Annotated in this window: 27 protein-coding genes and 3 pseudogenes; 14 read left to right on the top strand and 16 right to left on the bottom strand. The window is 67.4% G+C overall.

Annotation, left to right across the window (positions count from 1 at the left end; genetic code table 11):
- Positions 1–889: 889 nt before the first annotated feature.
- Positions 890–1,387, bottom strand: a complete 498-nt coding sequence (locus JOD27_RS06245; RefSeq protein WP_204761083.1) for a MarR family winged helix-turn-helix transcriptional regulator — start codon at positions 1,385–1,387, stop codon at positions 890–892.
- Positions 1,388–1,480: 93 nt separating this feature from the next.
- On the opposite strand from JOD27_RS06245, the gene JOD27_RS06240 reads away from it, so the two are divergent.
- Positions 1,481–2,119, top strand: a complete 639-nt coding sequence (locus JOD27_RS06240; protein WP_204761082.1) for a GTP cyclohydrolase II — start codon at positions 1,481–1,483, stop codon at positions 2,117–2,119.
- A 470-nt stretch (positions 2,120–2,589) separates the two neighbouring features.
- Here the strand turns inward: JOD27_RS06240 and JOD27_RS47125 are convergent, their stop codons facing one another.
- The gene (locus JOD27_RS47125) at positions 2,590–2,850 is read right to left on the bottom strand and encodes an HNH endonuclease (RefSeq protein WP_372441666.1); all 261 of its coding nucleotides are present in this window, start codon (positions 2,848–2,850) and stop codon (positions 2,590–2,592) included.
- A gap of 292 nt (positions 2,851–3,142) precedes the next feature.
- On the opposite strand from JOD27_RS47125, the gene JOD27_RS46450 reads away from it, so the two are divergent.
- Complete coding sequence (locus JOD27_RS46450; protein ID WP_204761081.1) at positions 3,143–3,373, top strand: HAD hydrolase-like protein; 231 nt, start codon at positions 3,143–3,145, stop codon at positions 3,371–3,373.
- Between the two features lie 204 nt (positions 3,374–3,577).
- Here JOD27_RS46450 and JOD27_RS06230 read toward each other — a convergent pair whose 3' ends face one another.
- The 3 genes from JOD27_RS06230 to JOD27_RS06220 form a co-directional block, all read right to left on the bottom strand.
- Positions 3,578–4,456, bottom strand: coding sequence for a DODA-type extradiol aromatic ring-opening family dioxygenase (locus JOD27_RS06230; RefSeq protein WP_204761079.1), 879 nt, complete (start codon positions 4,454–4,456; stop codon positions 3,578–3,580).
- A 147-nt stretch (positions 4,457–4,603) separates the two neighbouring features.
- The gene (locus JOD27_RS06225) at positions 4,604–4,765 is read right to left on the bottom strand and encodes a hypothetical protein (protein WP_239566339.1); all 162 of its coding nucleotides are present in this window, start codon (positions 4,763–4,765) and stop codon (positions 4,604–4,606) included.
- Positions 4,755–5,135, bottom strand: coding sequence for a DoxX family protein (locus JOD27_RS06220; RefSeq protein ID WP_204761078.1), 381 nt, complete (start codon positions 5,133–5,135; stop codon positions 4,755–4,757). The genes JOD27_RS06225 and JOD27_RS06220 overlap by 11 nt, the downstream gene beginning before the upstream one ends.
- A 119-nt stretch (positions 5,136–5,254) precedes the next feature.
- Between JOD27_RS06220 and JOD27_RS06215 the strand changes: the two genes are divergently transcribed.
- The gene (locus JOD27_RS06215) at positions 5,255–5,791 is read left to right on the top strand and encodes a MarR family winged helix-turn-helix transcriptional regulator (RefSeq protein WP_204761077.1); all 537 of its coding nucleotides are present in this window, start codon (positions 5,255–5,257) and stop codon (positions 5,789–5,791) included.
- Positions 5,792–6,060: 269 nt separating this feature from the next.
- Here the strand turns inward: JOD27_RS06215 and JOD27_RS06210 are convergent, their stop codons facing one another.
- Together JOD27_RS06210 and JOD27_RS47120 are read right to left on the bottom strand one after the other, a co-directional pair.
- Positions 6,061–6,744, bottom strand: coding sequence for an SDR family NAD(P)-dependent oxidoreductase (locus JOD27_RS06210; protein WP_204761076.1), 684 nt, complete (start codon positions 6,742–6,744; stop codon positions 6,061–6,063).
- Between the two features lie 525 nt (positions 6,745–7,269).
- Positions 7,270–7,380, bottom strand: a complete 111-nt coding sequence (locus JOD27_RS47120) for a dioxygenase (RefSeq protein WP_275591549.1) — start codon at positions 7,378–7,380, stop codon at positions 7,270–7,272.
- 389 nt (positions 7,381–7,769) lie between these two features.
- On the opposite strand from JOD27_RS47120, the pseudogene JOD27_RS06205 reads away from it, so the two are divergent.
- From JOD27_RS06205 to JOD27_RS06195, 3 genes and pseudogenes are all read left to right on the top strand, one after another.
- Positions 7,770–8,743 (top strand): annotated as a pseudogene (locus JOD27_RS06205) (CaiB/BaiF CoA transferase family protein); the annotation flags it as partial.
- Between the two features lie 266 nt (positions 8,744–9,009).
- Positions 9,010–9,672, top strand: coding sequence for a Type 1 glutamine amidotransferase-like domain-containing protein (locus JOD27_RS06200; RefSeq protein ID WP_204761075.1), 663 nt, complete (start codon positions 9,010–9,012; stop codon positions 9,670–9,672).
- Between the two features lie 981 nt (positions 9,673–10,653).
- Positions 10,654–10,823 (top strand): annotated as a pseudogene (locus JOD27_RS06195) (IS1380 family transposase); the annotation flags it as partial.
- Positions 10,824–11,028: 205 nt separating this feature from the next.
- Here JOD27_RS06195 and JOD27_RS06190 read toward each other — a convergent pair.
- Positions 11,029–13,293, bottom strand: a complete 2,265-nt coding sequence (locus JOD27_RS06190; protein WP_204761074.1) for a PQQ-dependent sugar dehydrogenase — start codon at positions 13,291–13,293, stop codon at positions 11,029–11,031.
- Positions 13,294–13,884: 591 nt separating this feature from the next.
- Positions 13,885–14,513 (bottom strand): annotated as a pseudogene (locus tag JOD27_RS06185) (IS701 family transposase); the annotation flags it as partial.
- 120 nt (positions 14,514–14,633) lie between these two features.
- Here JOD27_RS06185 and msrA point away from each other — a divergent pair.
- Both msrA and JOD27_RS06175 read left to right on the top strand, forming a co-directional pair.
- Positions 14,634–15,131 carry a peptide-methionine (S)-S-oxide reductase MsrA gene (msrA, locus tag JOD27_RS06180; protein ID WP_204761072.1) on the top strand — a complete coding sequence of 166 codons (498 nt, stop codon included), beginning with the start codon at positions 14,634–14,636 and terminating at the stop codon, positions 15,129–15,131.
- Positions 15,110–15,607 carry an MOSC domain-containing protein gene (locus JOD27_RS06175; RefSeq protein WP_204761071.1) on the top strand — a complete coding sequence of 166 codons (498 nt, stop codon included), beginning with the start codon at positions 15,110–15,112 and terminating at the stop codon, positions 15,605–15,607. Before msrA ends, JOD27_RS06175 begins: the two co-directional genes overlap by 22 nt.
- 389 nt (positions 15,608–15,996) lie before the next feature.
- On the opposite strand, the gene JOD27_RS06170 is transcribed toward JOD27_RS06175, so the two are convergent.
- Entirely contained in the window at positions 15,997–17,136 is a 1,140-nt protein-coding gene (locus JOD27_RS06170; RefSeq protein WP_204761070.1) for an AI-2E family transporter, read from the bottom strand.
- A 70-nt stretch (positions 17,137–17,206) separates the two neighbouring features.
- Positions 17,207–17,941 (bottom strand): DUF4142 domain-containing protein, encoded by a 735-nt coding sequence (locus JOD27_RS06165; RefSeq protein WP_204761069.1) that lies wholly within the window; start codon positions 17,939–17,941, stop codon positions 17,207–17,209.
- Between the two features lie 125 nt (positions 17,942–18,066).
- Here JOD27_RS06165 and JOD27_RS06160 point away from each other — a divergent pair, with 125 nt between their 5' ends.
- Complete coding sequence (locus JOD27_RS06160) at positions 18,067–18,555, top strand: MarR family winged helix-turn-helix transcriptional regulator (RefSeq protein WP_307829926.1); 489 nt, start codon at positions 18,067–18,069, stop codon at positions 18,553–18,555.
- Between the two features lie 132 nt (positions 18,556–18,687).
- Here the strand turns inward: JOD27_RS06160 and JOD27_RS06155 are convergent, their stop codons facing one another.
- The gene (locus JOD27_RS06155) at positions 18,688–19,254 is read right to left on the bottom strand and encodes a GNAT family N-acetyltransferase (protein WP_307829925.1); all 567 of its coding nucleotides are present in this window, start codon (positions 19,252–19,254) and stop codon (positions 18,688–18,690) included.
- A gap of 58 nt (positions 19,255–19,312) precedes the next feature.
- On the opposite strand from JOD27_RS06155, the gene lexA reads away from it, so the two are divergent.
- The 5 genes from lexA to JOD27_RS06130 all read left to right on the top strand — a co-directional run bounded on the left by lexA (position 19,313) and on the right by JOD27_RS06130 (position 23,044).
- A complete protein-coding gene (gene lexA, locus JOD27_RS06150) occupies positions 19,313–19,966 on the top strand; it encodes a transcriptional repressor LexA (RefSeq protein WP_204761067.1) in 654 nt (217 codons plus the stop codon).
- A 427-nt stretch (positions 19,967–20,393) separates the two neighbouring features.
- The gene (locus JOD27_RS06145; RefSeq protein ID WP_204761066.1) at positions 20,394–21,551 is read left to right on the top strand and encodes an LLM class flavin-dependent oxidoreductase; all 1,158 of its coding nucleotides are present in this window, start codon (positions 20,394–20,396) and stop codon (positions 21,549–21,551) included.
- Positions 21,548–21,973 carry a MarR family winged helix-turn-helix transcriptional regulator gene (locus tag JOD27_RS06140; protein WP_204761065.1) on the top strand — a complete coding sequence of 142 codons (426 nt, stop codon included), beginning with the start codon at positions 21,548–21,550 and terminating at the stop codon, positions 21,971–21,973. Before JOD27_RS06145 ends, JOD27_RS06140 begins: the two co-directional genes overlap by 4 nt.
- Complete coding sequence (locus tag JOD27_RS06135; RefSeq protein WP_204761064.1) at positions 21,970–22,635, top strand: CE1759 family FMN reductase; 666 nt, start codon at positions 21,970–21,972, stop codon at positions 22,633–22,635. The genes JOD27_RS06140 and JOD27_RS06135 overlap by 4 nt, the downstream gene beginning before the upstream one ends.
- 19 nt (positions 22,636–22,654) lie before the next feature.
- On the top strand, positions 22,655–23,044 hold the full coding sequence (locus JOD27_RS06130) for a hypothetical protein (RefSeq protein ID WP_204761063.1): 390 nt from the start codon (positions 22,655–22,657) through the stop codon (positions 23,042–23,044).
- Here the strand turns inward: JOD27_RS06130 and JOD27_RS06125 are convergent.
- The 4 genes from JOD27_RS06125 to JOD27_RS06110 form a co-directional block, all read right to left on the bottom strand.
- On the bottom strand, positions 23,029–23,403 hold the full coding sequence (locus JOD27_RS06125) for a YciI family protein (protein ID WP_204761062.1): 375 nt from the start codon (positions 23,401–23,403) through the stop codon (positions 23,029–23,031). The genes JOD27_RS06130 and JOD27_RS06125 overlap by 16 nt on opposite strands.
- Positions 23,404–23,750: 347 nt before the next feature.
- A complete protein-coding gene (locus tag JOD27_RS06120; protein WP_204761061.1) occupies positions 23,751–25,439 on the bottom strand; it encodes a GMC family oxidoreductase in 1,689 nt (562 codons plus the stop codon).
- Positions 25,436–25,717 carry a hypothetical protein gene (locus JOD27_RS06115; RefSeq protein WP_204761060.1) on the bottom strand — a complete coding sequence of 94 codons (282 nt, stop codon included), beginning with the start codon at positions 25,715–25,717 and terminating at the stop codon, positions 25,436–25,438. The genes JOD27_RS06120 and JOD27_RS06115 overlap by 4 nt, the downstream gene beginning before the upstream one ends.
- A gap of 41 nt (positions 25,718–25,758) precedes the next feature.
- Positions 25,759–26,091 carry a putative quinol monooxygenase gene (locus JOD27_RS06110; protein WP_189254655.1) on the bottom strand — a complete coding sequence of 111 codons (333 nt, stop codon included), beginning with the start codon at positions 26,089–26,091 and terminating at the stop codon, positions 25,759–25,761.
- Positions 26,092–26,111 lie beyond the last annotated feature (20 nt).

Raw genomic sequence — 26,111 nt, 5'->3', positions numbered from 1 at the left:
GGCTTCGAGTCCTCGGCGTTCTCCACGCCGGACATCATGTCGGTCATCAGGTGCACTTCCATGATCGGGAGTTACACCGCTCGTTTTACAGTCCCCCCTGCCCATGATTGCGTGATCAACTGACTGTGCCCGGATCCGTGTGCGTGGCAACGTTTGTAATCATGGTCGTTGTGTGATCGTCAGTGGTTGGACGTGCTCCTGCCGCACCCGGCGGGTGTGGTAGTCGAGCGGGCCTCGTCGGGCATGCTGATGTGGGCGCGTGTCAAGGCGGAGGACGGTGCTTGCATGTCCTGTGGCAGCCAGTTCCGCCGAGTCCACAGCCGCTATGACCGCAGGCTGGCCGACGTCGCCGTGGCCGAGTTATCGGGGGAACCTCAGGGCAGCCGGTGATGCTGCGATTACGCGTGCGCCGATTCTTCTGCGGCAACGAGAGCTGCCCGGCCGCGACGTTCGTCGCCACATCCTGGCGACGCCGTGCCGGTGCTCATCAACCTGTGATCAGCAAGAAGCCTTGCCCGCCAACGCATCCAGCTCAGGATGAAAACGGCTCGCTGTAGCCGGACAAGACGAGGTAAAGCAGTCGCAGCGCCATGCCCACGATCATGCCGTCAGAACGGCAGAGCCAGACCACCACAGCTCAGCGCATGTGTGCGGAGTTCTGGCCCCCTACGTGGCAGGCCCAACGCCTTGCTGCGCAAGCTGATGCCGATCGTGGTCGCCGTGTCACTGCCGCCTGATCTGGCGCTGTTCGGCCTGCCCGGTGGGCGTGGTCACCCTCGTGCTGATGCACGTCGTGGTGCCCGCGAACGGTGCCGATCTTCCAGAAGGTGCTGCTCGCGGACAAGCCGCAGGCCTCCGTGCACGCCTGATCACCGCGCCGGAGCGGGCGTCACCTGGCCTCGAGCCCGCTGGCGCCCGCCGATTCGGCCGCACTCTCCCGCATACGCCGGTTCGCCTCCCCGAGTCCGTCGGCGAGGGCGCGGAGCTGGTCTGGGGTCATGGCGTCGATGAACAGTTCGCGGACCATGGCGACGTGGCCCGGCGCGGCTCGTTCCAGCTGGGCCATGCCCTCGTCGGTGAGGCAGGCGTAGACGGCGCGCACGTCGTTCCTGCAGTTGCGCCTGCGAACCAGACCGACCTGTTCCAGCTGTCCTATCTGGTAGGTCAGCCCGCTCTTCGAGTTCTGCACGGCGTCGGCCAGTTCGCTCATCCGGAGCTCCCGGTCCGGGGTATCCGACAGCCGGGCGAGGATCTCGTACTGCAGGTGCGACAGGCCCATGTCTCGTTTGAGCTGCTGGTCCAGTCGCTGGAAGAGCAGTGCATGCGCGGTGATGAATGCGTTCCAGGCACGCTTCTCTTCCTTGCTCAGCCACCGTGGGCGACCCATGTCACAGTCCCGTCCGTTGTTCAAATTTGAACCCCAGCGTAGCGTACATCTTGAATTAAAATTTGAACTATCCACACAGGACTGGGAGTCGTCATGTCGACCAGCACCCCTACCGCCACCGTGCGGACCAGGGTCCGGATCCCGCTGCGTTTCGCCGACGGGTACAGCGTCTCCGCGGAGGTCGTCACCTTCCACGGACTGGTCGACGGCGCCGAGCACATCGCGCTCGTCCTCGGCGACACGGCCACCGGTACCTCACTGGTGCGCATGCACTCGGAGTGCCTCACCGGGGATGTGTTCGGCTCGGCCCGCTGTGACTGCGGCCCTCAGCTGCGTGAAGCGGTGCAGCGCATCGACGAGGTGGGCGGCGTGGTGCTGTACCTGCGCCAGGAGGGGCGCGGCATCGGTCTGTACAACAAGCTCGACGCGTACGCCCTGCAGGACACCGGCCTGGACACCTACCAGGCCAACCTCGCCCTCGGCCTGCCCGAGGACGGGCGTGACTACACCGCCGCCGCCCAGATGCTGGCCGCCCTCGGTATCACCGAACTGAACCTCCTGACCAACAACCCCGACAAGGCCGGGCAACTGCGCGAGCTGGGCGTCACCGTCACCGAGACCGTGCCGACCAGCGTGCACGCCACGCCGGACAACCTGCGCTACCTGCACGCCAAAGCGGAACACACCCAGCACACCATCACCCTGCCCGGCTTGACGAGCCTCGTCGGCTGAGAAAACAGGGCTCACGCCACGGAGCCGTGAGGGTTCTGGCCGGTATCAGTCAGCACGGCGTGGCCTGCCTCGGCCAGCGGCGCCGGCACGAAATTGCCGATCCGGCCGGGGTGGTCTTGAAGTAGCCGCGGTGGATGGTGGAGCGGATCTGCCGGTTAGATGATCTCCATGGTGTCCGGGCGGCCGATGTCGAGGTTGTCGGCGGCTAGCGACTCGAAGAACGCGCGGGCGTGGCGCGGGGCGGTGAACACGATGGTCTTAGCGGTCTCGATCTGCCACCAGACGGACTCAGTAACCGCGATCCTCGTACGGCTGGTTTCGGCCGTGAAAGCTGACGTCGGTTGGTCACGAGTCCTGACGTCAGTCAGCGGCCGGAACCCATGAGTCGGGTAGCCGGGTCGCATTGCCGCGACTCGGCCCCCTCAGAACCGGCCATGCGGTGAAGCAGGCCGCCAGCGGGGTTCCTGTTGTCAGGGCCTTTTACGACGGCCCATTCCAGAACCGGACGTGCCCGATTTCCGTGGCATCCGGTTCTCCGATGCTTGTCGTGGTCGCCGGGTCGGGCATCCGTGGTAGTGGATGCTCTCGTGGCAGGCGCGGCAGATGAGCAGGGTCTTGCGGTGGTGTGCGGTCACCCGCGTGGCCCATTCGGGTTGTTGCTTGCGCTCCTTGGGATTGAGGTCTTTGAATGCGCAGACATGTGCACTTCGACCTGATTGCTGGAGCCGCAAAGTTCACAGGTGTTGGACAGAAGCCGTTGCACGAGTTCTGACCGAGTGGCTCAGATGCGGGGCAGGTTGTCGTTGAGGACTGTCGGTGGTGTCCCGTGCCAGGGAGATGCCGCCCCACTGCGCTGTCGAGCCAGCCGAATGTCCACAGCAGACGGCGTCCTGCACGACCAGGCAGGGAAGCTTCTTCACCCACCACAGCAGTGGCAGGGCGAAGGTCTCGAACGGGACTACTGGGCACGTCCCACGCCATCTGTGCCATGATCAGCAGCGTTACGGTGTCACCGAACAGGTTGTGGGCAAGCCCCCATGGTCGGCCTGCAATGCGCTGCGTACCGCGCCGGGAGACCTCGCCGTCGTCGGAGACGATCCCGAACTGGAGATGGCGATAGCCCGGCGTGCCGACGTGCTCGCCATTGCGGTGGCTACCGGCATCCATCCGGCCGACCACTACACCGCACTGCCCCCCAAACAAAAACCCATCTCACCCTCGCCGGCGTCGGCGGACTCCTCGATCTCCCGCTAGCGACCGCCTGACCGCACGAGCATCCGTCCCCTGGCGAGTCGTGTCTGTTCGGGGCGAAGGGAAAGGATGGCCCGCCCGCCCCGAGACGACAAAGACAACCGCCAGCATTTGCCCGATTCGCCCAGGTGTCCGCCCGGCTCCATTGCTGAGTCGATTCTCCCTGTTCGCGACAGTGCGGTCTGCGAAATGAACGGGCTGCCGGGGTCAGTTGACCTGGATGGAGCGGATCGAGTTGCCGAATCGGATGTCGTCGATGGCCGAGGTTGCGGTGCTGAGGTCGGTGGCGGCGCCGAGTGTGAGCAGCAGCGGGACATAGTGGTCGGCGGTGGGGTGGGCGATGTCGGCGCCGGGTGCTTTGGTGCGGTAGTCGGTGAGGGTGTCGACGTCGCCGCGGCTGATGGCGTCGGCAGCCCAGGCATCGAAGGCGGCGGTGTAGCCGGCAAGGGCGGGTTTGCGCATCACGGCGAAGCTGTGGGTCATGAAGCCGGAGCCGACGACAAGGATGCCTTCCGCGCGTAGCTCGCGCAGCCGTCGGCCCAGCTTGAGCAGGGCTTGGGGGTGGAGGCTGGGCATGGACAGTTGCACGACCGGGACGTCGGCCGCCGGGTACATGGCCATGAGCGGGATGAAGGCGCCGTGGTCAAGGCCGCGGTTGGTGAACTGGTGTACGCCTTCAGTGCTGGGCATGGCGCCGGCGATGCGGTGGGCGAGTTCGGTGGCGTCCGGGCTGGCGTATTGCAGGGTGTAGTAGCGGGGGTGGAAGCCGCCGAAGTCGTAGTAGAGCGGGGTGCCGGCGGCGGAGGCGGACAGCGCGGCGGGTGCGTTTTCCCAATGGGCGGAGACGATGACGATGCCGCGGGGTTTCGGGATGGACTGTCCCCAGGTGAACAGATCGTCGAGCCATTGCGGGTCGTCGAGGGTGGGTGGGGCGCCGTGGCTGACGAACAGTGACGGCAGGGGTCCGTCGGACGGCTCCCAGCGGCGGTGGTCACGGGCTTGGGGCAGTACACGGGTCAGCAGCGCGTCGTAGGCGCCGGCCGGGGTGGCAGGGTTGAAGAGGTCCTGGATGCTGCGGTTGGTCATGGGAACGCCTCGGGTGGTCGAAGGGCAGTCAATGGCGTCGGCTGGCCGGAGGCCCGGACTGGGGTCGCGGGGTGTGCGCGCCGTCGGGGCCTAGGCGGGGTGTACGGGGGTTCGGCCGCTGCGGAGCCCCGCCCGCCCGGATGTGGATCAGTTGAGGGTGACGACGGTCTTGCCCTTGGCCTGTCCGGCGGCGATGGCGGCGTCGGGGGCCTGGGTGAGGGTGGAGACCTTGCCGCCGCGACGCACAGCGGCGAGCGGGACGTCATCGATGGTGTGGCCGAACAGGTTGACCAGCGGGTCAGGAGCCAAAGGAGTACGGGCCGAAGCGGCCCCAGACGACTGCGGCGGCGAGCAGCAGCAGGACCACGTTGACGGCGATGACCTGGGCTTCCTTGCGGCGGGCGTGGGTCACGATTGCGCCGATCATGACCAGGACCAGGCCGAGCGCGGCGAGTGGCACCAGGACCGGGGCGATGCCGAGCGCGGCGGGCAGGATCAGGCCGATCGCGGCGAGGACTTCCAGAGCGCCGACCAGTTTGACCGTGCCGGGGTTGAAGTCCTCGGTCCAGGCCATGCCGGACGCGGCGAGCTGCTCCTTCGGCTGGGTCAGCTTCATCGCGCCGGCGGCGGCGAACGCGACGGCGAGCACGCCGGCGATGATCCACAAAACGATGTTCACAAGGCCCTCCGGCCACTCGGTGACTTAACGCGTTGAGTGAACGCTAGCCCGAGTTGACTTCAAGGTGCAAGTGATTCAGGGATGCGATTCGCTTCAGGCGTTAAGTTATCCTGGAGGGTATGAGTGATCATGCGGAGCCGCGCTGGCTCGATGACGAGCAGTCGCAGACCTGGTTGACGCTGGCTGCGATGCTCGTCCGCCTGTCCTCGGCCATCGACGCCCAACTGCAGCGCGACGCGCAGATCAGCCACTTCGAGTACCAGGTCCTGGCCGGGCTGTCGATGGCGCCCGAGCGCACGTTGCGGATGAGCGTGCTCGCCGCTTTCGCCGAGGGCTCACTGGCCCGGCTGTCGCAGGTCGTCGCCCGGCTGGAGAAACGCGGGTGGGTGCGCCGCACACCCGACCCCGCCGACGGGCGCTTCACCCTGGCGATCCTCACCGACGCCGGCATGGACAAGGTGGTCGCCACCGCGCCCGGACACGTCGCCGAAGTCCGCCGGCTGGTATTCGACACACTCACCAAGGCGCAGCAGCGCCAGCTAGGCGACAGCAGCCGCCGCATCCTGCGTGCCATCGACCCCGACGACCCCTGCCTCGACGGGCTGCCGTTCGACACCGCCGCCCCCGCGACCACAGGCCACACACCCGACCAATGACAGGCGCCCGGCCACCGCGTCGTTGGGAGTAGACCCCAACTCTCCGGGTCACGGGCGTCAAGGTAGAACCAGGCCGTCGCGGGTCTGGGGCTATGGCTCTCCAGATCGTCGATGTCGAGCGGGCCGACAGTCTGCGACCGACGCGGCACACCCGGCCCAATCCTGCTCCTGGCAGCTGACGCCGCCGCCGGCGTCAGCCGGCTGGCGCTCGCCTTGCCGGGCAGCGCGGGCGGCCTTGCAGCTGCGCGCGCGAAGTGCAGGGGCCGCGATCATGTGGCGGCGGAGTTCCCGGGATCCCGCAAGCTGCCGATCTTCACCTCCGGAGGATTGCGGTCCACGTGGAGCCGGTGGATGCGCTCCGCGATGGAGTCGGGATCGGCTTCCCCGTCTCCTGGCTTGATGAAGAGGTCGATCACGGCCAGGCCGACGGTGATGCCTTCGGCTGCGAGTGCCTGGTGAAGAGAGAGGGCATAGGCGCGGAGTCCGGAGGCCGCAACGCCCACGGCGCCGATTGCCGGAACAGGATAGAGGGCCGACGATCCCACGGTGAAGAGCAGGGAGCCATGGCCGCGCTGACGCATCCCGGGAAGGACGGCGCCGACAGCAGTGACGGCTCCCAGTACCTTCTGCTCCAGTTCTCGCAGCGTGCCCTCGGGGGTGACCTCGTCAATGGACAGCGCAGGAAGCCGGTTGGCGGGGTTGAACACCAGGACGTCGATGCTTCCCAGCTCCGCTTCGACCCGCTGCAGGGCGGATACGAGGGCGCGCCGGTCGGTGACGTCGGCGGCGTAGGCACGGGCGGTGAGGCCACCTGCACCAAGGTCTGCCGCCAGCGCGTCGAGTCGCACAGGGTCCCGGGCGACCAGCGCGATGTCGAAACCATCGGCACCGAAACGCTGGGCGATGGCGCGGCCCAGGCCTGGTCCGGCGCCGATGACTGCGAGTGTCGCCATAACGTTCCTGCCTTTCAAGACACGGTTTGATCGAGTTCTTTGCAAGATCGGTGGGTCCAGGGGAGGTCTCCGGGGGCAGTGTGGGCTGCCGCACCAGCCGAAACGTGCGCGTTGAGCGTCCCTCTCCAGAGCTCCGGCGGCGCCGGGGCGACCTCGCCCAACCGTTCCTTGATGGCCCGTCAGCTCGCTGGTCTCGAAACCACGCCTCTGAGCAGCGGGAATGGTGAAGTCCCACTGGACTGATCAGCGCGTCAAGAGGTCGCGATGACGTTCGATGACGTTTCTCAGACGGTTCGCAGGACGACCAGTCACTCGGAGAATGTCGTCGTAGACAGCGGTGGCCTGTCCGCTCTCGAAGCATGTCCACAAGCTCTTGATCTGATCCACCAGGAACTCCGGCAAGTCGGCTGCCCGCAGGCCCGATGCGGCTTCGTCACGTGACGGCATGACATGCATGACCGGGCCGACCCAGAAATTCCGGCAGGCAGATCACGACTTCGTCGTCGTTCAGCGCCTGGGGGCCGGTCAGATGGTGGGCGCGGCCCTGGTGAGACCGACTTCTCTGGCGGATTCGTGCAGGTGCAGCACCAGCGCGGTCATCAGCTCGGCGAGCCGGGGTGAGCGGGCGGTGGCCACCGCTTCACGGCCAGGCTGGTGATGTTGTCCTCCGTCACGAAGGCCATGAGTCCTCCTTAGTCCGACCGAACTTACGGACCTTCGTCCGCAGTGCGGACACTCTGACGCATGATTGCATCGAGCTGCAAGGTCATGCCTTGTCTGCAGGGGCGACGGCGGGAGGGGGCGGTCGGCGGCAACGAGCCGATTCCGGCACGGTCGGGCCGTTTCCGGCAACAGGAGAACCCCCCTGCCGTACAACGGATTCACGTCCACACAACGGTTGCTTCAGCCCTCACGCGACGGACGGCATATCTTCCATGCGGAGGGGTGGTTGACACTGGCTGCATCAGGAACCCAAGCTGTCGGACAGTCGTCCGTATGACGGACATATTGAAGGGTGTCGCGAGATGACCGACACAGTTGGAGCCCTCGACGGGCTGCTGATCGCCGACTTCTCCCGCATCCTCGCCGGGCCGTACGCCACCATGCTGCTCGGGGACATGGGCGCCGAGGTGATCAAGGTGGAATCGCCCGCCGGTGACGACACGCGCACCTGGGTGCCGCCGGTCCGGGACGAGGTCTCGACCTATTACCTCGGCATCAACCGCAACAAGCGGTCCATCGCCCTGGACCTCAAGAACCCCGAGGACCTGCGCCTGGCCAGGGAACTGGTCTCGCGCGCCGACGTCATGATCGAGAACTTCAAGCCCGGCGGCCTGACGCGCTTCGGCCTGGACTACGACACGGTCAGCGCCGACAACCTGGGACTGGTCTACGCCTCAATCAGCGGGTTCGGCACCGCGGGTGGGGCGTCCCTGGCCGGCTACGACCTGCTGATCCAGGCGGCATCAGGCCTGATGAGCCTGACCGGAGACGCGGACGGCCCGCCGTATCGGCAAGGATCTCGGTGTTCGACGTCATGACGGGGATGCACGCCGCCATCGGCATCCTGGCCGCCCTAAACCACCGCAACGCGACCGGGGCCGGGCAGCACGTGGAGGTCAATCTCCTGTCCTCAGCGCTGTCCGGACTGGTGAACCACACCTCTGCCTACGTGGCCGGCGACGTCGTCCCCCACCGGATGGGCAACGCACACCCCAGTCTGTTCCCCTACGAGCCACTGCCCACGGCGGACAAGGACCTCATCGTCATCGCAGGCAACGACGGCCAGTTCCGCAGACTCTGCGCCGAACTCGGCCTGGACGAGCTGCCCGAGGACCCCCGCTTCGCCGGCAACGAGGCCCGCAACCGCAACCGCGATCAGCTGGGCCCATTCTTGGTCGCCAAGCTCAAGGAGCGCCCGGCGGACGAGTGGTTCAAGAAACTGTCCGCGGCCGGGATCCCGTGCGGACCAATCAACCACGTGGACGGCGGCGTTGCCGCGCTCAACTGCGTCAAACCGCAGGTCAACGGCTCTGAACGGACGCCTACGGCGATCACGGCACAGGTGAGCACTTAGTACCTCCGGGAGCAGGCGACACGACTGAATCTGGTAGCTCCGAACGCACGCTCATGCCGATGTGCGTGCGGGTCTTGGGGGCTCGCGACGGCGATGAGTTTCGCTGTGGTGTCCGGTCTGTCTCTCATACACCCGATCTCCTGGCGCTCTTGACGGAGCGTCAGGACGGCTACGTACAGGAGGCAAGCGTGAGGCTTCTTCTCACGTCCGCGGGCGTCACAAACCCGAGCATCCGCGATGCGCTGGTCGACCTGCTGGGCAGGCCGATCGCCGACTCCAATGCTTTGTGCATTCCCACGGCGACGTACGGCAGCCCCTGGGGCGGGCCGGCCTCGGCCTGGCGCTTCATCACCGGCCAGACGCCGCTGCCCCTGTGCGACCTGGGGTGGAAGTCGCTGGGCGTCCTGGAGCTGACCGCTTTGCCCAGCGTCGGCGAAGAGCGGTGGGTGCCGTGGGTGCGGGAGGCTGACGTCCTGCTGGCGGCCGGCGGCGATGCGATGTACCTGTGCCACTGGATGCGGCAGTCCGGGCTGGCGGACCTCCTGCCTTCGCTGCGGGACACCGTCTGGGTGGGGCTGAGCGCTGGGAGCATGGTGATGACTCCCCGCATCGGTGACGACTTCGTCGAGTGGACGTCACCCGACGGGGGTGACAGCACTCTCGGGGTCGTCGACTTCTCGATCTTCCCGCACCTGGGTCTCCTGCCGGACAACACCATGGCCACTGCCGAAAGATGGGCAGCCGAAATCGCGGGTCCCGCGTACGCCATCGACGACCAGACGGCCATCAAAGTGACCGACGACACCGTCGAGGTCGTCTCCGAGGGGCACTGGACGCTGTTTTCCTCGTAGCCATGGCCAACGGTCATCGGCGTCGCGACGCGCCCTCCTCGTGCTGCCGAGCGCGGTGCTCCAGCGCACATTCCGATGCGTGAGTTTGAGGTGTACTTGGCTGCTCGGACACGATGGCCTGCCTGGTCGAGAATGATCTCAGACGCGCGCACGACGCTGAACTGGACGAACAACTCGCCAATCTTTCGCGAAGCGTCATGGCCGCTACATCGGCATCTCGCGCACACTCTCGGGAGGACTGGGGAGCTGTAGCACCAGATGAAACCTAGGCAAGCAAAGCAGCACACGCTTCAACAAAGTATTCGCGCGAGCCCCACACGTTCAAACCTCTAACGTAGAATCTCCCTTGACAGGCAATCCAGGTAGCGAAAACCTCTTGAGGGTCAATTGGGTCCTCTTTGCCATGGTAACGGTATGCGACTTCAAGGATTCGATCCGCGCATGACTGGCGTCAAGCAGCTTTGCAATTTTTCGGCGAATCTCTGACTTCTGTCCCCAGTCAGCTGCATTGCCGAACTGGTCGCGAACATCTGAGACCTCGTACGAGGCAGCCTCGTACATACTGCCGTTCGGGCCTCGCACCACCAGGCAACGCACGCCCATCCCTGCAGCCAGCGCTCGGCGCGAGCACTCCTCAACGAGGTCGAGAACCTGACTACACAGCACAAGAACTCTGTTGTCGCTGCCATCCAGGCCGTTGAACCCCTTATCACAAGAGTCTGTCAGGTAGGGCATCGCTCGATCCGGTGGTTGACCGCGGTCCCATCCCATGCTCGTGACGATTTCCGTGTGGCGCCCGATGGCTACGGCACGGATGCCGTTTTACTGGCAGAGTGTCTCTGCCGTCCCGGTGGTCAGATCCCACACCCGCGCGTGCCGTCGTAGCTGTCGCTGATGGCGACGGGTCGACCGTCAACTTCGCCGCAGGCCACCGCCTCCACCCAGACACACCCCGCGGGTAGCTCGCCGATCCGGAACTTCGCCGATCCGGAACTACGCCATCGCCGCCGCGCCCGCGCTGAGGACCGCATCCGCGCGCCGCCAAGGCCACCGGGCTGGCCAACCTGCCCCTGCACGGCTACGCCCACAACCATATCTGGGTCGCCATCGTCGCCCTCGCCCTCAAGTTGCCCTCTGGGACCCAGACCTTGACTGATCACGAAGCCCGCCGTTAGCGGCGTGACCGGCACCAGTCAGCGCCAATCAAGGGCGCTGGACTGTCGGTCGTTCGCGGCGTGTCGACTGTCATGCGCGATCCGCAGGCGGACGGCAGGCGGACGGCCGGGCTCGCCGTGGAAAGGATCAGCAACCCGGCCGCCGAGCACACGTGGTGTCGGGAAGTGGACAGATGACCAATCATCGCTTCCGGTAGTAGGCGGTGTAGGTGGTGTTGACTGCGGGCGCGATCAGCGTGTGGTCCTTCGCGCCGCCGTCCGACCACGAGGAGAAGAAGTACGTCGAGCGGTTGACGACCTGGGACGCAGGTGCGCTGATGGAGTTGCTGGATCCGACGATCACGGTCGCGGTGAACGGCGTCGCCGTTGCGCCCTCGTTGAACCCGAACCCGGACAATTTGAGCCCGCCCGGGTTGGTCTTGAACGTGAGCAGCACCGTCTGCGGGTCGAGCCGCACACTCGTCGTGGTGGAGAGCCCGCCGGAGTCCGTCGCGGTCAGACGCAGTTGCAGGTACGACGGGTACTGGTGGTCGGGTGTCGCGAACTGTCCACTCGCGACACCGGAGAACGTCTGGACGACGTGCTCATGGCAGTCGCTCGCGCTGTAGCAGTGGTTCAGCACCAGCGACCAGCTGAGCCCCGACGTGGACACCGTGCCGTCCTGCACGTCGGTCGCGTGGCCGGAGAAGCCGATCACATCACCGACCTTCCAGCGCAGCGCGTTCGACGGCGTGTCGATCACCGGCGCGGGCGGGGTGTTGCCCACGGTGATCGTGACCGTGGCCGTGTTGGCAGCGCCTTGCGGATCCGTGACACGCAACGACGAAACGTAGTTGCCCGATGACGTGAACGTGTGGGTCGCCGTGGACGTCGTGGCATCGCCGAACAGACCGTCGCCGTCGAGGTCCCAGCTGTAGGTCAGCGGGGAGCCTTCGGGATCGGTCGACGCGGTGCCACTGAAGTTCACCGTGAGCGGTGCGTTGCCGCTCGTCGGGGTGGCGTTGATGCGCGCGGTCGGCGCCTGGTTCGCCGCGGTGTAGGTGATCCGGTGAATCGCGCCGTTGTCCATGTCGGCGTAGAACAGGTCACCGTTCGGCCCGATCTTCAGGTCGACCGGGTGTCCCGCTGCCGCGCCGGAGGAGTCCGCGCACACGAAGCACCGGCGCTGCGCGGGGTCAGGAAGACCGTCGGTGCCCGGCATCATCGCCCAGATCTCGTTGCGGCTGTGGTCACCGAAGAACAGCGCGCCGTTGTACTCCGCCGGGTAGGAACCGCCTCGGTAGAAGGCGATGCCGGTGATCGACGAGCTGCCGGTGCGGCAACCGGTGTAGTTCACCACGCACGCGCTGTGGCTGTAGGCGTAGTACGGTGCCGCCACCGATCCGGGCGTGTTGTACAGCTGCGAGCACGAGGTGAGACCGGCGCTCTGGTAACCGCTCTGCGGCCCAGAACCCTCATAACATGGCCAGCCGAAGTTGCGGTTGGTGGTGAGCCGGTTGATCTCCTCCCAGTTGTTCCAGCCGACGTCGCCGATCCACAGTTCGTCGGTGCCCGGCCGCTGGGTCATCCGGAACGGGTTGCGCAGGCCGTAGCCGATCACACGGCGCGCGTTGGTATCGGCCGAGGACGCGAACGGGTTGTCCGGCAGGCCCGCACCCGTAGCAGGGTCGATGCGCAGCACCGTCCCGTTCAGCGTCACGGGGCCATTGGGCCGGCGGATGCTTTGGCTGCGCAACGCGCCGCCCTGTGCGTCCGGCGGCGTGAGCGCGGTGCCGACGCCACCTGGCGGATCACCACACGGGTTGGCCTGGTCGCCGGAGTAGTTGGCGCCGTACTGACCGTAGTCGACGTTGTTGAAGCTCGCGCCGTCTCCACCGCTGGCGTACAGGGCGCCGTCGCGGCCGAACAGCAGCGTGCCGATGGAGTGGCTGGGGTACTGCTGGCACCAGTCCTGGACCAGCACCTGCTCCGCACCGGTCGTGGTGTTGCCGCTCGCGGTCAGCCGAGACAGCCTCCCGTACACCAGGCAACCGTCGGTCGTGGGACCCGGCGGGGTTGGACAGCCGTCGCCCCACCGCCCGCTCGGGTCGTAGGCGTACAGCGCGTACACGGACGGATTCGCCGGGAAATCGGGGTGCAGCGCGAGACCGAGCATCCCGCGGTCCCAGAAGTCGTGCACGCTCGCGGACAGGTCGGCGAACGTCGTCGGCGTGGTGTCGTTCAGGTCGTCGAAAACCTTGATGACACCGTTCTTCTGGGCCACGAACACGCGGCCGTCCGCGGCGAACTCGATGTCGATCGGGTTGCTGAGCCCACTCAGCACCACCCTGTCCTGGAAGTTCGGCGGCAGCGTGGCCGCCTGGACGGCGGGCGACACCACCACCATCGCCGGCGCGAGTAGAACCAACGCGAGCAGGCCTGTCCTCAGCCAAGGGCGCGGCGACATTGCGGCCCCCTTCCGGTCCGGTGAAGGAAGAATCGGACGGGAAGCAAAAATCGTTACGTGGCAACGGAGTGTACCCGTCCTGGCACGTTGTGATGAGCGTCCACCTGGGACTGCCCAGGACAACGCGGCCATGAACCAGCCATGGGGCCCGATGGCCCCTTGCGGACCATTCACGTGCTCCACTCTCAACAATCCACATGAGACGGTCGGGGAGATGCAGATTCGGCGTGTTCAAGAAAAGCCTGACAATCGGTGCGATGTCGGCCGCGCTGGGTGAGGGGTGGGGGCCGGCGTTGCTTCCGCGCACGAGTGCGACATCGTGAACACGTCGGACCAGGGCAACACCGGTGCCACGCACTCGGACCGGTGGGTCGCGGTGACCGTGGCAGATTTCGTCCAAAGTCCGGACTTCCCGCCCGGCGTCGATCCTGCCTGTTTTCTGGACTACTGGCTGGGACACGGTGGCTGGCAGGATTCACGGTCCGCAGCGACAAGACGATCGGTGAAGGCGGCTCGAACCCCGAACCTCGCCAACGGCAGCGGGTTGGAGCACATCGAGAAAGCCTGGGGTGCGCTGTTCGGAGAGGCGCACGGGGCACGCGCCCAGTCGTAGTACCGCGGACCATGCGCACCGGTGCCCGCCGACAGTCGCCGCCACGCCCGCGCATGCAACTCCGCGGCCAGCTCGTCCACCCGCCGCTGCTCCGTCCCAGCGGTGCTCACCATGTCACTGACCTTGGTCGCCAGCACGTAGCCGACATCGCGGTCCTCTCCACGCCGCAGGTCCGTCGTCTGGCCGTAGACCTCGTCCCCGAGCACCCAGCCGGCCGGCACGCCCGTGTCAAACGCAGGCTCCAGCATCGCCTGCGCCTGCTGTGGCTTGGTCCGGAACTCCTCCTCATCCGGGCTGCCCGCCGCACGGCACCGGTCGCGATCGGCAATCCACGACGCGGGCAGATACAACTCCCGGTCGATCAGCGCGTGCCCGCGGCGTGAGGCGTAGGTCAGGAACACCCCGATCTGGCTGTTCTCGATCCGTCCGGCGGTGCCGGAGTACTGCCGCTGCACCCCCGGCAGACCTCGTGCCCTTCTGCAAAACCCGTCTCATCCACGACCAGCACAGCATCAGGCTCGCCCAGATGCTCGACGACGTAGTCACGCAGATCGTCCCGAACCCCGCCGACATCCCAGTCCGCCCGCCGCAGCAACCGCTGCATCCCCACAAGTGCGGCTGGAGTACTAACGGCGGTGGTCGTAATGGATACGTCACAAGTTGACGGGGATGATGAGTCCGGCCCCGAGCGTTCTGCTGAGTGAACACCGAGCAAAGGAGAACCACCGTGACGGAGAAGGCTGTTCTCGCGGGCGGCTGTTTCTGGGGCATGCAGGACCTGTTCCGCCGCCACCCCGGCGTCGTCTCCACCCGCGTCGGCTACACCGGCGACCCGAGCACGCCGAACGCGACGTACCGCCGCCACGGCAACCACGCCGAGGCCATCGAGATCGTGTTCGATCCCGAGCAGCTGAGCTACCGCCAGATCCTGGAGTTCTTCTTCCAGATCCACGATCCGTCGACCCGTAACCGCCAGGGCAACGACATCGGCGCCAGCTACCGCTCTGCGATCTTCTACACCGACGACGCGCAGAAGCAGGTGGCCGAGGCGACCATCGCCGACGTCGACGGCTCCGGCAAGTGGCCGGGCAAGGTCGTCACCGAGGTCACGCAGGCGACGGAGTTCTGGGAGGCCGAGCCGGAGCACCAGGACTACCTGGAGCGCTACCCCAACGGCTACACCTGCCACTACGTGAGGCCGGAATGGCAGCTCGGCGAGAAGTAGAGATCGTCGGCCTGCACGTATCGGCCGTGCACGCCTACGAGGGCCGTCCCTCCGACGGCCCTCGTCCCGATCCTGAACCCGTTTCGCGCGACCACGTGGAGATCCGCGCCAAGCACGGCATCGTCGGCGACCGATACTTCAACCACCCGGCCCACCGCAACGCCGCGATCACGCTGATCGCCGCCGAGTCGCTCAACGCGTGGTCCGTGGGTCCGTTGGTGGCACGGCGGAACATCGTCGTGCGCGGGTTCGATGTGGACGCACTACCACGTGGCACCGTCTTCAGCCTCGACACCGGCGACGGACCGGTGCGCTTCGAGGTCCACCGGCCCGCCAACCCGTGCGCCTGGATGGACGTCGTGATCGCGCCGGGCGCGTTCAAAGCCTTGCGCGGCAAGGGCGGCATCCGGACCGTGCCCCTCGACGACGGGGTGCTGCGCCTCGGGACAGCGGTGTTCGGCATAGTTGGCGGATGAAGCGGTAGCGCCGCAAGGCAACGATTGCGGCCACGATCAATAGGCGCACCGTCCCAAGACCGCTGTTGCACGTCGAAGCGTCGAAACGTCGAAACGAGAGCAGCACGGCAATGAGGACGCGCAGCATCGGCACCTGACCGCCGATGCTGCGCGGCAACCTGGCTGACATCGCCAGACGCTCCAACCACGCTCCCGCAAAGCCTTTACGCTCATGTACACAGCTGCAAGCTCGACAACGTCCGGACGATGTTCGGCCAGACCGGCCAGTGCGTCTTCACCCTGTCGCACGGCGTCAAGGACAAATCAAAACCCCGATCCCGGTCACCGCTCGGCCGCCTGCAGTGGGTGCACGTCATCCGCCTCAACCGTCCACGACCCAGGCTCGGTGTTCACTCAGGAGAACGTTCGGTCTCTCCCGGTTCATCCCCGTCAACCTGTGACGTAACTATTACGGACCGCGCCTCGATGACCTCGCCCAGGTAGCGCATCACGACAGCCACCGCCGCGGCAACAGGCACCGAGAAGAAAGCGCCGGCGATGCCGTACAACGACGTACCCGCCGTCACCACCAGCAACACCACGGCCGCGTGCAGGCGCAGGCCGCGCGACTGCAGGATCGGCTGCAGCACGTTGCCCTCGACCTGCTGCACCACGACCACGATGATCAGCATGATGATCGCCGTGGTCAGCCCGTTGCTGACGAGCGCGACCAGCACGGCCAGCGCACCGGCGACGAACGCGCCGACGATAGGGATGAAACCGCCGAGGAACGTCAGCGCCGCCAGCGGAATCGCGAGCGGCACACCGAGGATCACCAGGCCGAGCCCGATGAACACCGCGTCGATGAGGCTGACGAGCGCCTGGCTGCGGATGAAGGTGCCGAGCGTCACCCACACCCGCTCCAGCACCGTCGTGACGTGCCCGCCCGCACGCTCACCGATCAGCCCGCGCAGCCACGGGGTGAACCGCATGCCGTCCTTGACGAAGAAGAACGCGAGCAACAACGCCACCAGCCCGGTCACGACCCCGGACGTCACCGCCCCGGCCCCGGTCAGCAGCCCGCTCGCGATCGACCCGATGCTCGACTTGATCTGCTCGACCCCTTGGGCGATCAGCCGGTCGAGGTCGGTGTCGGCCAGGTTGAACGGCGGGCCTGCCGCCCACCTCTGCGCCTGCTGCAACGCCTCCTGGGCGCTCTCCGCGATCTCCGGCACACCGGACGCGATCGACGAGGAGATCGCCGCGATCACCCCGCCCAGCACCACCAGGCCGACGACCAGCACAATCGTCGCCGACAGCGCCGAGTTCAGGCCCTTCGACATCAGCCAGCGAGCCGGCGGCCACAACACCGTCGTGATCAGCAACCCGAGCAGCACGGGCATCACGACGACCCACAGCTGCCCGACGACCCACAGCACCATCCAGAAGCCGAGCGCGGCCAACGCCACCCGCAGACTCCACCGCGCGAGCCAGCTCACGCCGTGCCCGATGGCCTCACCCTTGTCCGCCCACCGGCGTTCCCGTTCCACGCCCACAGTCTGTCGTGATCTAGCCCGATCGGGTGGCAAACACGCGAACTGTCCCCGCCGAAGTCAGCCGTCACGGGTGCATCCGGCGACTGCTCCGCCCGCGGCTCCACAGCCAGATGCCGATCCCGAGCGCCATCATCACGGCGAAACCGATCAGGCCGTCGGAGACGCCGCCTTCCTCCTGGCGCTGCGGTGCGTTCTGCGGGGCGACCTTCGGTGCCGCGCGCGGCGGAGTCGGTGCGGCCGAGGAAGGCTGGGCGACCAACGCCAGCGGGATCGCCTCGGTGTCGTTGAAGTCGACCATGCCGGTCGCCTCCAGCACCGTCATGTGGTCGAGCACGGTGTCCATGCAGACCTTGGCGTAGTCGCGGATCGCGGTGTTGCGCGTGCCGGTGCGAACCTGGGCCAGGAACTTGTAGACCACGCCGTGCGCGGCGCGGAGGCGGTTCGCGAAGATCTTGTCGAACTCGGTGCTGCGGGCGGGCGCGGCGGTCATCTCGTTGAGCCAGCCCTGTTGCGCCTCGTTGGGCTGGGTGGGCAGTTGCACGTTCAGCGTGCGGGCGAGTTCGACGGTTCGTCTGTCCAGATCGGCGTGGCCCTCGATCAGGTGCCGGCCGGCTTCCCGCACTCGGAGGTTGGCCGACTTCTCCAGGCCCATCCGGCCGGCGGGGCCCTCCCACAACCCGGCGAGTGCCACCTTCTGCAGCAGGTCGCGGCCGGCGGGGCCCATCGGGCCGAACTGCGTCTGGACGTAGTCGGGGCCCAGGTCCGGCTGCGCGACCGCGGGTGATGCACCCACCAACATGACCAACAGGGTGACGAGCAGTGTCCGCATGCCGGGAGGTACGGACGGCTGCACGCGCGCCGACCGTTGCACAGTGCAATGGTTATCGGTTCGTTACCAAAGGCGGGCCCTGTACAACTGGGCGGGTGAGCGATGCCGACGAACTGACCGACGCTGTCCTCACCGCGTCCCGCCTGCTGGTCGCCGTGTCGGCGCGATCGCTCGCGGCGGTCGAGGAGACGCTCACGCTGCCGCAGTTCCGGATGCTCGTGCTGCTGGAAAGCCGCGGGCCCATGAAGCTCACCGCGCTCGCCGACCTGCTCGAGGTCAACCCGTCGACGGCGAAGCGCATGATCGACCGGCTGATCACGTCCGGCATGGCCGAGCGCGAGCAGAACCCCGCCACCAAACGTGAGGTCGTGGTCGTGGCGAGCCACGAGGGGCGCCGGGTCGTGGGCCAGGTGATGGCCCGCAGGCGGGCCGAGATCGGCACGATCGTGGCGCGCATGCCGAAGCACCTGCGGCATGGACTGGTCGAGGCGCTGACCGCGTTCGCCGAGGCGGGCGGTGAGCCCCGCTGGTCAGCCCGTGACGAGGCGCCGGAACGGGCCGGGGGCAACGCGGAAGTCGACTGACTCGCCCAACGCGCGGTGCAGCACGAACCCGTCGACGGCCGCGCCCGACGGCTCGGACGCCACCCACCAGCCTGCTCGGTCACCAGCTGCCAGACCCGCTCGGGCGAGGCCTCGATCAGCGCGGCGGGGAGATCAGAGCTCGCTCGGGAACGGGTGGCGGGCGGCGAACTCCGGGGCCGTCATCCCGAACAGCACGACGTCGTGGTGGCGGCCGGCGAAGAACTCGTGGTCGCGCAGCCTGCCCTCCTCCGTGAAGCCGAGCTTGCGGTGCAGCGCGATCGACGGCTCGTTGAACGCCCAGACGCCCGCCTCGCACTTGTGGAGGCGCCGCTCCCCGAACATGTGGTTCAGCAGCAACGGCACCGCGTCAGACGCGTATCCACGACGGTGGTGCTCGCTGCCCAGCGCGATGCCGTACATGAACCGCCCGGCACGGTGATCGACGAAGTACGTCGACAACGCCCCCACGAGCGCGCCATCGGCCAATGACTCGATCGCGAGCTGGAACGCGTCGTTGTCCGGCTCCTTGAGCGCGGCCTGCTCCGCCCACTGGCGCTGCCGGGAGGCCGAACGCGGGGGATGGATCTTGTCCGACCTCCGCCCGTCCACGGTGTTCTGGTCGAACCGCCAGAAGACCTCCCAGTCCTCCGGTTCCACCGCGCGCAGACGTACGAGCTTCCCCACCCAGGCAGACGTCACGGCTTGATCAAACGACCACCCGATCGTGTCCGGCAACCGAATAACTACCATCTGCCCGGTGACCGCCTACGACGATCTCGACCTCGACACGACGGTGCTGCCGGAACGCCAGCAGAAGATCCTCCTCGCCATCCGCGACTGGGTCGTCGAGCACGGCTACTCCCCCAGCACCCGCGAGATCGGCGACGCCGTCGGCCTCCGCTCCTCGTCCTCCGTGTCCAAGCACCTGGCGGCGTTGGAGGACAAGGGTTTCCTCAAGCGCGGCTCGTCGGTGACGCGGCCGATGGACGTGCGGGTCTTCCTGCACGAGACGGCCTCCGCCCAGGTCTCCGAGGACTCGATCTCGGTGCCCGTCGTCGGCGACATCGCCGCCGGTACGCCGATCTCCGCCATCGAGCACGTGGACGACGTACTGAACCTGCCGCGCGGCCTCGTCGGCCGGGGCAGCAACGTGTTCGCGCTGCGCGTGCGCGGCGACTCGATGATCGACGCCGCGATCTGCGACGGCGACATGGTCGTCGTCCAGCAGACGCACGAGGCCCACAACGGGCAGATCGTCGCCGCGATGATCGACGAGGAGGCGACGGTCAAGGTGTACCAGCGCCGGGACGGCCACGTGTACCTGGAGCCGCGCAACGCCGACTACCCCGTGATCGACGGCGACAGGGCGGTCATCCTCGGCATCGTCGTGTCGGTGCTGCGCAGCGTCTGAGACCGCGTCAGAGCACGCCCCGGTCGCTTCCGGCGGGCGTTCTGCGACACGTGCGCGTCGTGCCCATCGACCGCCTTGAGAACGTGCGCGTACTAGGGCCTGTATCGAGGTCCCGTTCGATGAGAGTCGCGCCTGAGGTGGTTTCTGGTGGTGCGGCCGGACGGCCCGCATACCGGTGTTGTATGTGGGCCGTCCGGCCGTGCCGCCAGGGGCCGCGTCAGGCCCGGCTATCGCGGACATGGACTTCGATACAGGCCCTAGCCGTGCCACGGCCCTGCCATGAAGAGCTTGACGTGGTGCTCGAAGTACAAGCCCGGGGTCGGGATGTGATCAGCGCGATGGGAATACCTCAGGGTGGCGTGCGTTAAGGTAGATGCAAACGCATACAACTCCAGAGATCCACCACAGACAGAAGGAGGCGGGGACCGTGCAGTTCGGAGTGTTCTCGGTGAGCGACATCACCAGGGACCCGGTGAGCGGCGAGACCCCCAGCGAGGCCGAGCGCATCGACGCGATCGTGCAGATCGCCGAGAAGGCCGAAGAAGTGGGACTGGACGTGTTCGCGATCGGCGAGCACCACAACCCGCCGTTCTTCTCGTCGGCGCCCACCACGCTGCTCGCCCACATCGCGGCGAGGACCAAGAAGCTGATCGTCAGCACCGCGACGACGCTGATCACGACCAACGACCCTGTGCGCATCGCCGAGGAGTACGCGATGCTGCAGCACCTGGCGAAGGGCCGCATGGACCTGATGCTGGGCCGCGGCAACACCGCGCCGGTCTACCCGTGGTTCGGCGCGGACATCCGGCAGAGCCTGCCGATGGCGCTCGAGAACTACAACCTGCTGCACCGGTTGTGGCGCGAGGACGTCGTCGACTGGGAGGGCAAGTTCCGCACCCCGTTGCAGGGCTTCACCTCCACGCCGCGGCCGCTGGACGACGTGCCCCCGTTCGTGTGGCACGGCTCGATCCGCACGCCGGAGATCGCGGAGCAGGCCGCCTACTACGGCGACGGCTTCTTCGCGAACAACATCTTCTGGCCGAAAGAGCACTACATGCGGCTGATCAAGTTCTACCGCCAGCGGTACGCGCACTACGGCCATGGCACGGAGAAGCAGGCCGTCGTCGGCCTCGGTGGTCAGGCCTACATCGCGAAGCGGTCGCAGGACGCGATCAACGAGTTCCGCCCGTACTTCAACGAGGCTCCCGTCTACGGGCACGGCCCGAAGATGGAGGACTTCATGGAGATGACGCCGCTGTCGGTCGGCAGCCCGCAGGAGGTCATCGACAAGACGCTGACCTTCCGCGAGCATTTCGGCGACTACCAGCGCCAGATGTTCCTGATGGACCACGCCGGCCTGCCGCTGAAGACCGTGCTGAACCAGCTCGACCTGCTCGGCGAGGAGGTGGTTCCGGTGCTGCGCAAGGAGATCGAGTCGCGCCAGGACCCGGAGACCGCCAAGCCGCCGACGCACGCCCTGCGCGTCAAGGAGAAGTACGGTGACCAGCCCGCGCGTCAGCCGCGGCCGAACGCCAACCGGGGTGACAACGTCACGGGCGGCTCGCCGTACCAGGACACGGAATGACCCGAGCGAACGAGGCGTGGGAGTCCCTGATGCGGGCCTACGCCGTGCTGATGAAGCGGTTCAACGCGGAGGACGTCTGGGGCGAGGTGACGATGAGGGAGTACGACGTCCTCTACACCTTGTCCAAATGCGACAGTCCACTGCGGATGAGTGAGCTGAACCGCCACGTGCTGCTGAGCCAGCCCGCGCTGTCCCGCATGGTCGACCGCCTGGTCGACCGCGGGCTGGTGCACCGCTGCACGGACCCCGGCGACCGCCGGGGTGTGCGCCTCTCGCTCACCCCGGAAGGCCGCAAGACCCAGCAGGAGATCGGCCGCCCGCACGCCCGCAGCGTCACCCGCGCGTTGAACGTGCTGACACCAGAAGAACTTTCGCAGCTCGCCGCCATCACCGGCAAGCTCGCGCAGAGCGAGGAGAAATGACCGAACAGTTCAAGCTCGTGGTCGTCTCGGCCGGCACGAGCGACCCGTCGTCCACCCGCCTGCTCGCCGACCGCGCCGCCCAGCGCGTCGCGACGCTCGCGGCCGAGAAGCAGTACAAGGTCGACATCCAGGTCGTCGAGCTGCGCGAGCTGGCTTCGGAGATCGCCAACGCGCTGGTGTCCACCCACATCGGCCCCAAGCTGCAGAAGGCGATCACGGCTCTGCAGCACGCTGACGGCATCGTCGCGAGCACTCCCGTCTACAAGGCGGGCGCGAGCGGGCTGTTCACGTCGTTCTTCCAGATCCTCGACAACGACCTGCTGATCGCGAAGCCCGTCGTGCTCGCCGCGACCGCCGGCACGGCGAGGCACGCGCTCGTGGTCGACGACCAGATGCGCGGGCTCTTCGCCTACCTGCGGACGATCGTGGTACCGACGTCGCTGTTCGCCTCGACCGAGGACTGGCAGGACAACGCGCTCAACCAGCGCATCGACCGCGCTGCCCTCGAACTGGTGGCGCTCATGGCCGCCGGGTTCGAGAAGCAGGTGCGTTCCGAGTCGTGGGGCCGCTACCAGCACGAGTTCGGCAGTGCGGGCGGCACCGAGCTGTCGATCGACCTCGACTCGGACCTGATGCGCCTTGCCGCGGGCGGTCACGCGTAGGGCACGACCTTCCGCTCCGGTGAGGAGATCGTGCTCGCCGACGTGGGCCAGCGGCACGGAAGGCGGGATGGACTGGCTCGACGGCAGCGAGCCGCGGTTCATCTCGGAGCACCGCGGCGGCTGGGTCTACCGCCCGGTGTCGCCCGTGCACCGGCTGACGAACATCGGACGGTCCTACTGCCGCAACCGGCCGGTGGAGCTGAAGGACCTCGGCGAGCGTCTCCCCGCACTCGCGGACATCCCGCCAGACGACGTCAGCGTGCGCACGGTCGCGGGCTGTTCGCCGGAGCTGGACGGGCCGCACGTCCTCCCTGCTCTGGACGTCGAGGACGTGCGGCTCCACCAGGGGCGGACCGTGTTCGCCGGAGGCGAGTGGTTCGTCGCCGAGCTGCGTTACTTGGCGAGGTAGGGCTCGATGTCCTCCGCCTCGACGACCTGACGCACCTCGATCGACATCTCCTCGACGCCCGCGAAGCAGGTGATGTACTCCTCTGCGACGGCCGTTGCCTCTGTGAGGTCGTTCGCCTTGATCAGCACGAACCCGCCGACGACCTCCTTGGCCTCGGCGAACGGCCCGTCGATCGCCTTGACCGCCGCACCGCGCCTGCGCACGACCGCGCCGGACTTCTGTACGCCCTCGGCGCCGAGCAGCACACCGTTCGCGGACGTCTTCTCGACGAACGCGTTCATCCGGTCGATGAGCTCGGGGTTCGGCTCCCACGACGCCGGGTCGTCCTCCAGGACCCGGTGGATCAACATGAAACGCATGGTCTCTCCTTAGGTGTTCGAGCGGCAGCGTCGGCTGCCCACCCCTGCGTCGATCGGCGTCGCGGCGCATTCGACATTTTTCGCCATCATGGCCAGGTGATCTTTTCCCGGCTCGCCGTGCCCCTGCTCGCTGGTCGGCGTGTTCGCGGCTCGCAGCCCGGTCTACTACTACCTGCCGTGGGGGTCGCTCGCGGTGGTCCTGGCGGTCGTCACGCGTGCGCTGGGGTGCATCGCGGTGTAGGTCCTGCTGATGACGCACGTCAACCCCGTGTTCCGCGACCCGGCCCCCTCCCGTGAGGTCGTGCACCATCACGCGGTGCTCTGGGCGTTCGGCAACGGCGTCGCCGTCATCGCGGTGGCGGCCGCGATCCTGCTGGTTCAGCGAGCAGTCCGGCGCGGCGTGACACCAGATGGTCGGCCGTCCGCAGAGCGAGCGCTGCCATCGTGAGCGACGGGTTGGACGTGCCGAGCGACGGCATGCTGCCGCAACCCACGGCGTACAGGTTGGGGTGATCCCAGCAGCGTTGCCACTGGTCCACGACCGAGTCCCGCGGCGACGACCCCATCACGTGCGTGCCGCCGCCGTGCCCGGCGCCCCAGTAGCGCAGCGGCTCGCCGTCGTGCTCGAAGTACCGCTCGTCGTCCGGCTTGTACGACGTGTAGTCCTCGGCACCGAGCATCTCGAACAGCCGGTCCGACACCCGTTTCGCGGCCAGCAGACCGTCCTTCACGTAGTCCGAGAGGTCGTAGTGGATGCTCGGCCGCGGGTTGCCGAGCGCGTCGCGGTCGGGTCCGAGCGTGACGCGGTTCGCGGGGTCGGCCTCCTGCTCGATCTCGAACTGCAGCGTGAACTGCCGGCCGACCCGGTCCGCCACTGCCTGACGCAGCGCCCTGCCGCGCAGGCCCGCCGCGACGAACTCCGCGGTGTCGCTGTCCGGGCTGCCCGCCGACCAGCCCCAGCCCCAGTTGCCGATCTCGATGCGGAACGGTGCCCGCTCGCCGCGTTCCGGTCCTGCGCGGAACGCCTCGATGCTCGTCGTCGACCCCGGTCCGCGGAACGGCCCGATCGGGTGCGGCATCAACGCCCACGTGAGCAGGGCGGGGTGGTCCATGAGGTTGCGGCCGACCTGGTCGCTGCTGTTCGCCAGGCCGGACATGAGCAGCAGCTTGGCGTTCTCGATGGCGTGCGCGGCGAGCACGACTACGTCGGCCTCGACCTCGTGCCGGGTGTGGCGGCCGGTCATGTCGTCCTCGTAGCGCTGGTAGCTGACCTTGGTGATGCGCCCGAACGCGTCGGCGTGGACCCGGTTCACCACGCAGCGGGTGCGCAGCTCGACGTTGTGCGACCAGCGTTTCTGCGTGCGGTGCGGCGTGTACTTGGCGTTCTCCGGGCACACCGGCACGCAGCTCGCGAACCCGGCACAGCGGTTGCCGTCCGGCCGGTATCCCTTGGCAGGAACCCCGTTGCGCGCTTGCGGAGTGCCGACGACCAGCAGCTCGTGCCCGTCGATGCTCGCACCGTCCACAACGGACGCCACGGCGTGGTCGAGGTACGTGCGCGGCAAGGCGTGCATCGGATAGACGTAACCCTCGGCGACCGGAACGTGCTGCCGCTGCTCGTCGGCGTCGGCCGCGACCCCGATCTCCCACTCCGCCGCGCGGTAGTAGGGCTCCAGGTCGTCGTAGCCGATCGGCCAGTTGCGGCCGCGGCCCAGGTCCGCGGTCCGGAAGTCCTCGGGGTGCATGCGGGGCGTGATGCCGGTCCAGACGGTGCCGGTGCCGCCGTTCATCCGCAGGTACGGGCTCGCGTAGGCGAACCGCCCGGTGTTGGTCAGGTAGTCGCTCGACGGCGCCGCCACCGTCCGGCGATACGGCGCGAGCGGCGTCTTGACGAGCGCGGTCCGGAACGCGTGCACCGCCTCGTCGTGGTTCGCCTCGGTCCCGGCTTCGAGCACGATGACTCCGAAACCGTTGTCCCCCAGCGCTTTCGCGATCAGCGACCCGGCGAACCCGGCGCCGACGACCACGGCCCTCATAAGGCGCTGCTTCTGCGGGGTCTGTGTTCCCAGCTGCCGAAGCCGGGACCTGCCGTGCCCGGCGCGGCCACCCCGACGGCCTTCCACGCGAGCCCCTCGGCGTACGCGCGGGCGCTCGGGATGCCCCCGCGCCACACGCCGGTGTACCAGAGTTGGATGATCTCGGCCGGCACGGCGTGCCGTGCCAGCTCCGCGTACTGCTCGACCAGTCCGGTCGACCTCAGCTCCTCCGCCGAGAACCCGGTCAGCTCGGCGGACAACTCCACGAAGGCGTCCATCGGGCCATCCTCGACCGCCCGGCCGCCTCACGCCCGGCCTCTCACCCGCGTGGCGCAACCTCCATCTCACCCAGCAGCGACCAGTCGTCCTGCTCCAGCACCGCGTTCACGATCTTCGGCGTCTCCTGCAGGTACGGCGGCAGCTCGGCCTGTGCGACCTTGAAGTGCGCCGACTGCACGTGCGCCGCGCCCGCGTCACCGTCGCGGAAGGCCTCGACGAGCACGTACTCGGTCTCGTCGTCGAGACTGCGCGACCAGTCGAACCACAGGCAGCCGGGCTCGGCACGGGTGGCCTCGGTGAAGGCACGGGAGATTTCCGGCCAGGTGTCCGCGTACTCGGGCAGGACCCGGAACTTGGCGGTGATGAAGATCAAGACGGCCTCCTTCGGGTGAT

The organism is Lentzea nigeriaca (genome assembly GCF_016907955.1).
Lineage (GTDB): Bacteria > Actinomycetota > Actinomycetes > Mycobacteriales > Pseudonocardiaceae > Lentzea > Lentzea nigeriaca.
Note: the sequence above shows the minus strand (reverse complement) of the source record. Positions and strands in the feature narration are given on the sequence as shown.

Bases quoted from the DNA above. Each gene is read 5' to 3' on its own strand.
- JOD27_RS06245 (WP_204761083.1), bottom strand. From the start codon at position 1,387: ATGGGTCGCCCACGGTGGCTGAGCAAGGAAGAGAAGCGTGCCTGGAAC.
- JOD27_RS06240 (WP_204761082.1), top strand. From the start codon at position 1,481: ATGTCGACCAGCACCCCTACCGCCACCGTGCGGACCAGGGTCCGGATC.
- JOD27_RS06230 (WP_204761079.1), bottom strand. From the start codon at position 4,456: ATGACCAACCGCAGCATCCAGGACCTCTTCAACCCTGCCACCCCGGCC.
- JOD27_RS06215 (WP_204761077.1), top strand. From the start codon at position 5,255: ATGAGTGATCATGCGGAGCCGCGCTGGCTCGATGACGAGCAGTCGCAG.
- JOD27_RS06210 (WP_204761076.1), bottom strand. From the start codon at position 6,744: ATGGCGACACTCGCAGTCATCGGCGCCGGACCAGGCCTGGGCCGCGCC.
- JOD27_RS06190 (WP_204761074.1), bottom strand. From the start codon at position 13,293: ATGTCGCCGCGCCCTTGGCTGAGGACAGGCCTGCTCGCGTTGGTTCTA.
- JOD27_RS06175 (WP_204761071.1), top strand. From the start codon at position 15,110: ATGGCAGCTCGGCGAGAAGTAGAGATCGTCGGCCTGCACGTATCGGCC.
- JOD27_RS06165 (WP_204761069.1), bottom strand. From the start codon at position 17,941: ATGTTGGTGGGTGCATCACCCGCGGTCGCGCAGCCGGACCTGGGCCCC.
- JOD27_RS06140 (WP_204761065.1), top strand. From the start codon at position 21,548: ATGACCCGAGCGAACGAGGCGTGGGAGTCCCTGATGCGGGCCTACGCC.
- JOD27_RS06135 (WP_204761064.1), top strand. From the start codon at position 21,970: ATGACCGAACAGTTCAAGCTCGTGGTCGTCTCGGCCGGCACGAGCGAC.
- JOD27_RS06125 (WP_204761062.1), bottom strand. From the start codon at position 23,403: ATGCGTTTCATGTTGATCCACCGGGTCCTGGAGGACGACCCGGCGTCG.
- JOD27_RS06120 (WP_204761061.1), bottom strand. From the start codon at position 25,439: ATGAGGGCCGTGGTCGTCGGCGCCGGGTTCGCCGGGTCGCTGATCGCG.
- JOD27_RS06115 (WP_204761060.1), bottom strand. From the start codon at position 25,717: ATGGACGCCTTCGTGGAGTTGTCCGCCGAGCTGACCGGGTTCTCGGCG.